Origin of the sequence: Streptomyces sp. GbtcB6, assembly GCF_019091475.1 — a bacterium.
Lineage (GTDB): Bacteria > Actinomycetota > Actinomycetes > Streptomycetales > Streptomycetaceae > Streptomyces > Streptomyces hyaluromycini.
The window spans coordinates 326,005-336,513 of sequence record NZ_JAGXJL010000007.1 but is presented as its reverse complement, the minus strand read 5'-3'; the positions used below and the strand labels follow the sequence as shown (position 1 = coordinate 336,513).

9 protein-coding genes are annotated in these 10,509 nt (G+C 69.8%); 4 read left to right on the top strand and 5 right to left on the bottom strand.

Features of this window, described 5'->3' with window-relative positions; translation table 11 throughout:
• Together KVT45_RS15365 and KVT45_RS15360 are read right to left on the bottom strand one after the other, a co-directional pair.
• On the bottom strand, positions 1–869 hold an 869-nt coding region (locus tag KVT45_RS15365; protein ID WP_217547763.1), incomplete at its 3' end, for a maltotransferase domain-containing protein.
• 253 nt (positions 870–1,122) lie between these two features.
• On the bottom strand, positions 1,123–2,325 hold the full coding sequence (locus KVT45_RS15360) for a S8 family peptidase (protein WP_217547762.1): 1,203 nt from the start codon (positions 2,323–2,325) through the stop codon (positions 1,123–1,125).
• Between the two features lie 443 nt (positions 2,326–2,768).
• Here KVT45_RS15360 and KVT45_RS15355 point away from each other — a divergent pair, with 443 nt between their 5' ends.
• Complete coding sequence (locus KVT45_RS15355) at positions 2,769–5,393, top strand: glycosyltransferase family 1 protein (RefSeq protein ID WP_217547760.1); 2,625 nt, start codon at positions 2,769–2,771, stop codon at positions 5,391–5,393.
• Positions 5,394–5,499: 106 nt separating this feature from the next.
• Here KVT45_RS15355 and KVT45_RS15350 read toward each other — a convergent pair whose 3' ends face one another.
• From KVT45_RS15350 to KVT45_RS15340, 3 genes are all read right to left on the bottom strand, one after another.
• A complete protein-coding gene (locus tag KVT45_RS15350) occupies positions 5,500–5,688 on the bottom strand; it encodes a hypothetical protein (protein ID WP_217547759.1) in 189 nt (62 codons plus the stop codon).
• A gap of 133 nt (positions 5,689–5,821) precedes the next feature.
• Positions 5,822–6,037 (bottom strand): hypothetical protein, encoded by a 216-nt coding sequence (locus tag KVT45_RS15345; protein ID WP_217547757.1) that lies wholly within the window; start codon positions 6,035–6,037, stop codon positions 5,822–5,824.
• A 499-nt stretch (positions 6,038–6,536) separates the two neighbouring features.
• Entirely contained in the window at positions 6,537–6,947 is a 411-nt protein-coding gene (locus tag KVT45_RS15340; RefSeq protein WP_254646783.1) for a DUF1360 domain-containing protein, read from the bottom strand.
• A 527-nt stretch (positions 6,948–7,474) separates the two neighbouring features.
• Here KVT45_RS15340 and KVT45_RS15335 point away from each other — a divergent pair.
• The 3 genes from KVT45_RS15335 to KVT45_RS15325 form a co-directional block, all read left to right on the top strand.
• Positions 7,475–8,563, top strand: coding sequence for a right-handed parallel beta-helix repeat-containing protein (locus tag KVT45_RS15335; protein ID WP_217547755.1), 1,089 nt, complete (start codon positions 7,475–7,477; stop codon positions 8,561–8,563).
• Positions 8,564–9,225: 662 nt separating this feature from the next.
• Positions 9,226–10,029, top strand: a complete 804-nt coding sequence (locus KVT45_RS15330; RefSeq protein ID WP_217547753.1) for an IPT/TIG domain-containing protein — start codon at positions 9,226–9,228, stop codon at positions 10,027–10,029.
• A gap of 147 nt (positions 10,030–10,176) precedes the next feature.
• On the top strand, positions 10,177–10,509 hold a 333-nt coding region (locus KVT45_RS15325), incomplete at its 3' end, for an IPT/TIG domain-containing protein (RefSeq protein WP_217547751.1).

Here is a 10,509-nt window from a genome sequence, read left to right as displayed (position 1 = left end):
CCGACGTCCTCCGGGCCCGGGTTGAGGGTGTTGTTGCGGCCCTTGCGGAAGGTGGTGCCGATGGGATGGATCGGGGGGAGGTAGACGACGTCGAAGCCCATCTCCGCGATCTTCGGCAGCCGGCGCGCAGCTGTCCGGAACGTGCCGTGCGGCCGCTCCGGAGTCCCCTCCGAGCGGGGGAAGAACTCGTACCAGGAGCCGTACAGGGCCCGTTCACGCTCCACGAGCAGCGGCAACGGCTCCGAGACGGTGACCAACTCCCGCAACGGATACCGCGCCAGGACCTTGTCGATCTCGGGGGTGAGGGCGGCGGCCAGGCGCCAGGGGGCGGGCCGTTCCTCGTCGCGGAGGGCGGCGACCGCGGTCAGCAGGATTTCCCGTTTTTTTGCCTTCGGGACCCCGGCGGCGGCCCGTTCGTAGAGCCGGGCGCCCTCCTCCAGGACCAGATCGGTGTCGATACCCGCCGGGATCTTGATCTGTGCGTGGTGGCGCCAGGTGGTGACCGGATCTCCCCATGCCTCGACCTGGTAGGTCCAGCGGCCCGGTTTCCCGTCGACGGTGACGTCGGCGCCCCACCGGTCGGTGCCGGGGGCCAGCTCCCGCATCGGGGTCCAGGGGCCGGGGCGGCCCTTCGGGTCCTTCAGTACGACGTTGGCGGCGACGGCGTCATGGCCTTCGCGGAAGACGGTGGCGGTGACCTCGAACGACTCTCCGGCGACCGCCTTGGCGGGCCGGCGCCCCTGCTGGATCAGCGGGCGGACGTCGAGGACGGGTATGCGGCCGACGGCGGTGGCCTCGTCCGCGGGGGGTGGCGCGCCGGGTGACGTGCGCCGGGTCGGAGGTGCTGAGGAATGGTGCGTGGCGGGCATGACCGCTCCTGTCCGCGGCAACGAGGGTGTGGGCGGATGGATGGTGGGGAGGTGGGTCCTGCGGGTGTACCTGGTGTTTTACCGCTGAGTGGTGTCAGTGCTGTGTCTGTGGGGTGTACCGGAGGAGCCTTCCCACCCTATTCGGGTGGGCAATCCGGCACTTTGTTAACTACTCAGCCGTATGTCTACGCACAAGACCGGCCCCGTTCTCGGCGAACGGGGCCGGTGGCGTGATCGCATACCAGAAACCGCTTTACGACTTCGGTACCCGGAGGAGTCTGTTCGGCGAGCCCGGCCCCGCACCGGACACCTTCCCGCTCGCCGCCCCCGCAATCAGGGCCTTGGCCACCTGGGCCGGGGTGGCCTTCCGGTGCCCGGCGAGATAGAGGGCGGCGGCGCCCGCCACGTGCGGTGCCGCCATCGACGTGCCCGAGTAGGTCGCCCTGCCGGTGTCGCTCGCGAACGAGTCCGAGGTGATCGCCACGCCCGGGGCGAACAGGTCGACCGCGGGACCGTAGTCGGAGAAGCCCGCGCGGGCGTCGGTGCGGTCGGTGGCGCCGATGGTGAGGGCCTGCGACACGTCGGCCGGCGAGTAGCGGGCGGCCGGGAGGCCGTCGTTGCCGGCGGCGACCGTGTAGGTCACGCCGGCCCTGATCGAGTTCCGTACGGCGGTGTCGAGTTGGGCGCTGTGGTAGCCGCCCAGGCTGAGGTTGGCGACCGCGGGTCTGCGGGCGTGCGCGGTGACCCAGTCGACACCGGCGATGACCTGGGCGGTGGTGCCCGCCCCGGTGTCGTCCAGGACCCGCACGGAGACGATCCGGGCCTTCTTGGCGACACCGTACCTGGTACCGGCGACGATGCCGGCGACATGGGTGCCGTGCCCGTTGCCGTCACCGGCGGACCTGTCGTTCCCGACGAAGTCCCAGCCGTAGCTCGCGCGTCCGCCGAAGTCGGCGTGCGTGATGCGGACACCGGTGTCGATCACGTACACGGTGACGCCGGCCCCTGCCGACCCCGGCGAGGTGTACGACCTGTCGAGCGGCAGTCCCGCCTGGTCGACGCGGTCCAGCCCCCAGGACGGCGGGTTCTTCTGAGTACGCTCCAGCCGCACCCGGCTGTCCTGGACGACGGAGGCGACCCGCGAGTCCGCGGCGAGCCGCCGCGCCTGTCTCGCGCTCGCCTCGACGGCGTAGCCGTTCAGCACACTGCCGTAAGTATGGCTTATTTTCGCCCCATACCGGGCGGCGACGTCCTTCCCGGCCGCCGACGCCCCCTTGATCCCCTCCTTGAGCGTCACCAGATAACTCCCGCCGACCGAACCGGCCCGGCCGGCGTCGACGATGATCCCCTCCGGTACGGCGTGCGCGGGCAGGGTGGCCGTCGACAGCACCGCGGCCGTGACGACCGCGGTCAAGCCCCCCACCAGACGCAGACGCCGGGTACACGTCCGTGCCATGGCTGCGAGTCCCCCTCCTCAGCTCAGGTGGGCAGCGTCTCGTACGGGACGAAAGCCGACAAGAAGGCACCCGAGGACAAAGTCCGACCGACAGCGCATCCCGGCCTGTCCGGAGTTTTGGGGCGAAGTCCTGCCGGCACCACATCGCAGCCCGTTCGGAGCCTCCTTGGGGCGAAGTCCGGTCTGCACCGCATCCCGGCCTGTCCGGAGTCTTGGGATGAAGGTTGGCCGGCACCACATCGCAGCCCATTCGGAGTCTTGGGGCGAAGTCCGGTCCGCGTCACATCCCAGCCCGTCCGGCGTTTGAGGACGAGGCCGTCCAGGCCGAAGCGGGGGTCTGGGGGCGGCAGCCCCCAGTAGCACCCCCAACACCGGTACCGTCGACACAGACGCGAGCCGCACAGGGTTGTACGGCTCCCCTTGCGAACTGCACGAGGTGGAATGTGAAGGCGATCCGTCGGTTCACCGTCCGTCCCGTTCTCCCCGAACCCCTCCGCCCCCTCAGCGACCTGGCCCGTAATCTGCGCTGGTCCTGGCACGCCGAGACACGTGACCTCTTCCAGGCCGTCGACCCCGAGCGCTGGGCAGCCTCGGAGGGCGACCCGGTGCGGCTGCTCGGCAGTGTGCCGCCGGCGCGGCTCGCCGAGCTGGCCGGGGACCGCCGGTTCCTGCGCCGGCTGACCGCGGTCGCCGACGACCTGGGCGACTACGTGACCGGCGACCGCTGGTACCAGACCCGGCCGCAGTCGGCCGAACTCCCGGCCGCGGTCGCCTACTTCTCACCCGAGTTCGGCATCACGGCCGCCCTGCCCCAGTACTCCGGCGGCCTCGGCATCCTGGCCGGCGACCACCTCAAGTCGGCCAGCGACCTCGGCGTACCGCTGATCGGCGTCGGCCTGCTGTACCGGCACGGCTACTTCCGGCAGAGCCTGTCCCGGGACGGCTGGCAGCAGGAGCACTATCCCGTTCTCGACCCCAACGAACTTCCCGTGGCCCTGCTGAAGGAGGCCGACGGCACCCCCGCGCACGTCTCCCTCGCACTGCCCGGCGGCAGACTGCTGCGCGCCCGTATCTGGCTGGCCCAGGTCGGCAGGGTGCCGTTGCTGATGCTGGACTCGGACGTCGAGGAGAACGACTTCGGCGAACGCGGCGTCACCGACCGGCTCTACGGCGGCGGCAGCGAGCACCGGCTGCTCCAGGAGATGCTGCTCGGCATAGGGGGTGTGCGGGCCGTACGGACGTACTGCCGGCTGACCGGCCACCCCGAGCCGGAGGTGTTCCACACCAACGAGGGCCACGCCGGCTTCCTGGGCCTGGAGCGGATCGCCGAGCTGGTCGCCGCCGGGCTGGACTTCGACTCCGCGCTGGAGGCGGTCCGGGCCGGCACGGTGTTCACGACCCATACGCCCGTCCCGGCCGGTATCGACCGCTTCGACCGGGAGCTGGTCGCCCACCACTTCGGTGCCGACGCCGAACTCCCCGGGATCGGGGTGGAGCACATCCTGCGGCTCGGCATGGAGACCTACGCCGGCGGCGAGCCCAACCTCTTCAACATGGCCGTGATGGGGCTGCGGCTCGCCCAGCGCGCCAACGGGGTCTCGCTGCTGCACGGGAACGTCAGCCGGGAGATGTTCTCCGGGCTGTGGCCGGGATTCGACCCCGACGAGGTGCCGATCACGTCCGTCACCAACGGGGTGCACGCCCCGACCTGGGTGGCCCCGGAGGTGGTCCGGCTGGGCGCCCGGCGGCTCGGCGACCGCCGTACCGAGGAGGCGCTGACCGTCGGCGGTCCGGAACGCTGGGACGCGGTCGCCGACGTCGCCGACCAGGAGATCTGGGAGTTGCGCCGCAGCCTGCGCGAGCAGCTGGTGCTGGAGGTGCGGGAGCGGCTGCGGGCGTCCTGGCGGCAGCGCGGCGCGGGTACCGCCGAGCTGGGCTGGATCGACGGAGCCCTGGACCCCGACGTCCTGACCATCGGATTCGCCCGGCGTGTCCCCTCGTACAAGCGCCTCACGCTCATGCTGCGCGACCGCGACCGGCTGATGGACCTGCTGCTCCACCCCGAGCGGCCGATCCAGATCGTGGTGGCGGGCAAGGCGCACCCGGCCGACGACGGCGGCAAGCGGCTGGTGCAGGAACTGGTCCGCTTCACCGACGACCCGCGCGTCCGTCACCGCGTCGTCTTCCTGCCCGACTACGGCATGGCGATGGCGCAGAAGCTCCTGCCCGGCTGTGACATCTGGCTGAACAACCCGCTGCGCCCGCTGGAGGCGTGCGGGACGAGCGGGATGAAGGCGGCGCTCAACGGCGGCCTCAACCTCTCGGTGCTGGACGGCTGGTGGGACGAGTGGTTCCAGCCGGACTTCGGCTGGGCGATCCCGACGGCGGACGGCGCCGGCACCGACCCCGACCGCCGGGACGACATCGAGGCCGCCGCGCTGTACGACCTGCTGGAGCAGCGGGTGACCCCGCGCTTCTACGAGCGCGGCCGCAGCGGACTCCCGGACCGCTGGATCGAGATGGTCCGGCAGACCCTGACCCTGCTGGGGCCCAAGGTGCTGGCGGGCCGCATGGTCCGGGAGTACGTGGAGCGCCTCTACACCCCGGCGGCCCACGCCCACCGGTCCATGACCTCGGACACGACCCGTGAACTGTCCGCCTGGAAGGGCAGGGTGCGGGCGGCCTGGCACGGCGTCTCGGTGGACCACGTCGAGACGGCCACCGCCACGGCCACCGCCGAACTGGGCACCACCCTCGTCCTGCGGGTCCGCGTCCGCCTCGGCGACCTCGCCCCCGACGACGTGGAGGTCCAGGCGGTCTCCGGCCGGGTCGACCCGGAGGACCGCATCACGGACGCGACGACGGTACCGCTGAAGCCGACGGGAGGCCCGGACCTGGAGGGCCACTGGACCTACGAGGGGCCGCTGGGGCTGGACCGCACGGGCCCCTACGGCTACACGGTCCGCATCCTCCCGTCCCACCGGCTCCTTGCCTCCGGGGTGGAGCTGGGGCTGGTGACGGCGCCGTCGGAGAGTGCGGTGGAGGGGGCGGGGGTGCTGCTGCGCTGACGCTCCGTCGGCTTCACAAGCCCCGACCCGGTGGTGGGGCCCTCTGCCGCATCGCGGCGGAGGGCCCGCGGGTTGGCCGAAGGCCACTGCCCCCCTGCCACGGCGGTCACGTCCGCCGTCCGTCCGGGGCGGTGAGGGTGACGACGGTGATGGTGCCGCCGTTGTCCGTTCGCCTGTTGGCTGCGTCGGCTTCCTGTGGGGTGCGGTAGTCGCGGTGGGTTCCGTCCGGCATCGTCAGCCGGTACACGGTGATCGTCCGGCGGGCGTGAGACTGTCCGCCGCAGTTGCAGCCCATGGTGGTTCTCCTTCATGGCCATGACGTTCCTGCTCGTCTCATTGGCCGCCGCCTTGGCCGGGGGGCTTGGCCAAGGCGGCGGTGATGTCGCCCCGCTGCCCCGGGTGCTGGGGCTCGGGGCCGTATGGTGCTGTCAGTCCGTTCCGGTCGGCGGATCAGGTGTCGGGGCCGCGTAGAGCGAGAACTGGCTCGGGCTGCCGGCCGGAACGCTCGTACCGCCGAAGGTGGCGATGGCGATGTCCACCGTGTCGACGCACGAGCTGGGGGCCATCGTGTGGGCCGGGGCCGTGAAGGTGACCTGGCCGGCCGAGGAGAAGACGGGTGCGGGCGTGACCGGGGTGCCCCCCACGGTGATGCCGGTGCCGGTGCCGGTGCCGGTGAGGAAGTGGTTCCGAACAGGGTGACCGAGGTTCCGCCGCCGGCCGGCCCGCAGGTGGTGTCCACACCTGTGACAGTCGGCTGGGCGATGATGAAGAACGGCAGCGAGTTCGCGAAGCGCGGGACGGCCAGGGGATCGGCGACCGGGTCGAGATATGACGGGTCCCAGACCGACGGGAGTGTCCGCCGGGGCCTGGGCCGCCGTGGCCAGGCCGAGACTCCGGAAGAAGAAGGCGCCTCCCACAGCCGAGCCGGCTTGGACGAAACCTCTTCTGTCCATTTCTCCCATTCCATTCGAGTTTCGGGGTCACAAGCCGGGGATTACGGTCTTGGAGTCGGAAGGCAGCACGTAACGAGCGGGCCCGGTTCGGCCCTTGACGCTTGAGACGTCGAAATTCCGACGGTCGCGTTCACTGATCGCGAAAACCGGCCGGAGAAGCTCGTCCTTGTTCCCAAGGGGAACAAGGACGTCAGTCGAGCCAGAGCGACGCGACTCCGGACAGGTATGACAAGGTCAGTGCCGCTGCGGGAATCTGAATCCATGGAGATTCACCGAGGTGGTAAGCCAGCGGTGCCACGCCGCCGGCGACCCAGATGCTGGTGCACCAAGTGCACGTCACGAGGTATGCGAGCTTGGACTCGTCGCCGAAATGGTCCGCGACCCGGATCCGGAAGCCGGCTGCGAGCGTGTCCTTGACGACGAATCTCGTTATGCGACAGGTGGAACCGAGCGCGAGTATGAATTGCGTGAGGTTCACGGCCCCCCGTTCCAGGTTTTCGCCTTCGGGAATTGCGCGCTCGTGCGTCGATCGCGCCGAGCCCTGGGGCGGCGTCGGCCCGGCGATGGTTGGCGAGGACGGTGCCCCGGTCGGCGCCGGCATCGCTCGGAGTTCAATTCTTCTGCGATGGGTCGGGTAGCGGAAGGGCGCATTCGGGCCCAACGGAGCACCCGCGATGCATTGACGTTTGTAATTTAAGTTCCCGTGAGCGCCGTAGAGCGAGCACCGCGTGCGTTGTTGAGCGCCAGGCCGTGGTCTCGCCGGTGGACGATCCCTTCGGCGCCACGTCCTCGGCGTGCGGGCGCATACCTCGGCGTCCGTCCTGCCGATGTCCACACGGCGCAGCGGCTGTGCGGCACGTTCACGGATTTGCTCCCTCCCTTGCCGGACGACCGCGGTACGCCGTTCCGGGAGGGCCAGGGTGAAACAGGAATTCTGACGCACCGAAGGTGCGCTGTGCCGCTGGTCTGCGGCTCCGTCGCGTCGTCGCTCCCGGGGCGCGCCGCCGCGGCGAGCCGTCGTTCGGCAGAACCCTGTCACTCGTCCAGCAGCCGAGCGGATGCCGATCGTTATCCACCAGCGCAGTCTGAGTCGTGGCTGCTACTCACGAACGCCTAAGGAGACACTTCGTGCGACCCGCGACCACGATCCGCGTTTTCATACCCGTCATGGTGCTGGCGATATCGACGGGGGCGTTTTCCGCCCCGGCGTCCGCCCATGAGAACCCAGTGAAGGAAGGCGGCAAGAAGTCCGCCGTGGCCCCCGTGCCCTGCGGGAACGTGGCAGCCCTGGTCACCGCGGTCAGCAACGCCAACAGCGCCCCGGGAGGCGGGACCGTCGCACTGGCCACGGGGTGCGTGTACACGCTGACTTCAGTGGAGGCGACCGGCACCCACGGTCCCGACGGGCTGCCGATCATCACCGGGAACGTGACCGTCTCCGGCAGCGGAGCGACTGTCAGACGCGATGCCTCGGCGCCGGACTTCCGGATCGCGGAGGTCGCCCCGGGCGGGAAGCTCATGGTCAGCGGGCTCACCATCGCCGGCGGAAAGGCTGTCGACGGCGGCGGCATCCTCGACCTGGGGACGCTCACCATGAGCCGGTCCCCTGTCACCGGCAACACCGCGAGCAGCATCGGCGGCGGCATCGAAGTCGACTCGGGCGGCACGGCGACCCTCTCGGCGACCAATCTGACCGGCAACACGGCGGGGGACGGTGGCGGCATCCACGTCAATACGCCCGCCACGCTCACGTACTCCGGCGGAACGATCTCCGGTAATACCGCGATGTACACGGGCGGCGGTGTGGCGAGCTATGGAACCACGCTGCTGAGCAGCGCCACGATCCAGGGCAATGTCACGACCACCTTCGAGGGCGGCGGTGTCTTCGCCGGAGGCGGCAACCTCACCGTCAACGTCACCCGGACCACGGGAAACACCGCGGGGAGTTACGGCGGCGGTATCGCGAATTTCGGAAGCGCCCTGAGGGTGTCGGCCAGTCCGGTATCGGGAAACACGGCCACGCTGAACGGCGGCGGACTGTTCAGTCATGCCGGCACCACGCAACTGGTCTCGGACAGCGTCACCGGAAACACGGCCAACGGCGGCCAGGGCGGCGGAATCTTCTCCGACGGCGGTACGGTGACGCTCACCGCGACCACGGTTTCCGGAAACCACCCGGACAACTGCGTCCCGGCGCTCGCCGGCTGCACGGGGTGAACCGTGAGGTGACCCCCTGAAGTTCGAAGCGCCCCGCGCCCCTGGCATCTGCCAGGGGCGCGGGGCGTTTCGAACGCAGTCGATCGCGACAGTCGGTGCACTCGGGCCTGTCATCGACGTCGCCGACCAGAGCGAGGCCGCCTGCCGAGGCGATGACACCGGAGGCCGTGTCGCGGTCGTCGTCCCGCGACATGGTCCGCCGGCGGCGGAGCCGATGCTCCGGGGTCGGCGTCGGATTCCAGGGAGGAAAGGGGCGTACTCCGGCGTACAGAGTATAAGGCCGAGGCTTTTTCTTATATTCGCACAAGCTTCCTGAAATACCTTATTGCACCTATCGCGCTTGTCTCTCTTTTGGTTCCCTCGCATCAGGTGAGCGTTTCGGTAGCACCGGGATTCCGGTGCCCGTCCCGTTCCGTGCACGACTCGCCCTCTCGCACCAGACCAAGAGAGGCAACGAGTCCCGTCTCAAGTCGCCACCTCGCTCAGAGGGCCTTCGCCGAAGGCCGTGGCGACCGGGGACCCGCAAGGGTCCGCATTCCCATCCCGCGATGTCACCCCATTTCTCTCTGCGTCTCTGCGCCGACGAGATCCGGTCCGTGGCCGCGGCCCTCATGCTCCCGGCGCACCCCTGCGCAGAGTGACACGAACAAAAGGAGAGACCCATGGCAGCAGTCATCACATCGGTGGTGGACGAGACCAGCGGCACCAACCAGGGCAAGGTCGGCGACATCGTCGACATCAACGGCACAGGGTTAGGCACCACCACCACGGTGAACTTCGGCGGGACCACCGTCACTCCGACGTCGGTCTCGAACATCCTGGTCAAGTTCGTGGTCCCCGCCACCGCCCCGTGCTCCGGCCAGGTCCAGGTCAGTGTGAAGCTCTCGAACGGAACCCTGAGCAACGGGCAGTCGTTCTTCATCATCTCGGCGCCGAGCACCGTGTCGTCGAGTCCGGCGATCCTGCCTCCCGCAGGTGGCCTGCTCACGGTCCTGGGCACCGGCTTCGCGGCCGGAGGCCAGGTCGCCGTGGGCTCTGCCGGCACGGTGGCCTTCGCCGCCGGCGGCAGCAACACCTCGGTCACCGTCACGGCGCCGGCGCACACCCCGACGGGCTGCTCGGACTCCCAGCAGATCACGGTCACCACAGCCGGCGGCACGGGTACAGCGGGCACCTCGTTCGTCACCTACCAGAACCCGCCGACCCTCACGAGCACGGCTCCGACATCGGGCACCGTCGGAGACCCGGTCACGATCAACGGCTCGTGCCTCGACAACCTCGTGTCGGTCACCTACACCGACTCGACGGGGACTCACACCGAGCCGGACCTCACCGCCTCCAGCTCCGGCACCTTCATCCTCAGCACCGTGCCCGGCGGCACGCTGGTCCCGGACCCCGTCAACCCGGGAACCATCACCGTGACCACCTCCGGCGGCACCGCCACCATCCCCTTCACCATCACCTGACAGTTCTGGACGGGTGACTGGCGGCACCACGCACAGCCACCGTCGGCCGCGTCGCATGGAGCGGCCGACGGTGCCCTTCGCGCCCTGGCCAGCAGCCATTGGTCAGGGCGCGGTCGTCCGCACGGCACAAGAAGGAGAAGAAGCATCATGGCACCCTTAGTGACCAGCGTCAGCCCCAGCCAAGGCAATCCGGCAGGAGGCACCGCCGTCACGATCAGCGGTTCCGGTTTCACCGGCGCCATCGCGGTCAGGTTCGGTTCACGTCTCGCCACCAACGTGGCCGTCGTGAGCGACACGCAGATCACGGCCACAACTCCGGCAGGGACCGGCACGGTCGGGGTGACGGTCACGGGGCCGGGGGGAACCAGCACCCAGAACGTGACCTTCACCTACAGCGTTGTGCCGGCTCCGTCGATCACGAGCCTGGTTCCGCCGAGTGGGCCCACGGCGGGTGGCAACAGCGTCCTCATCACCGGTACC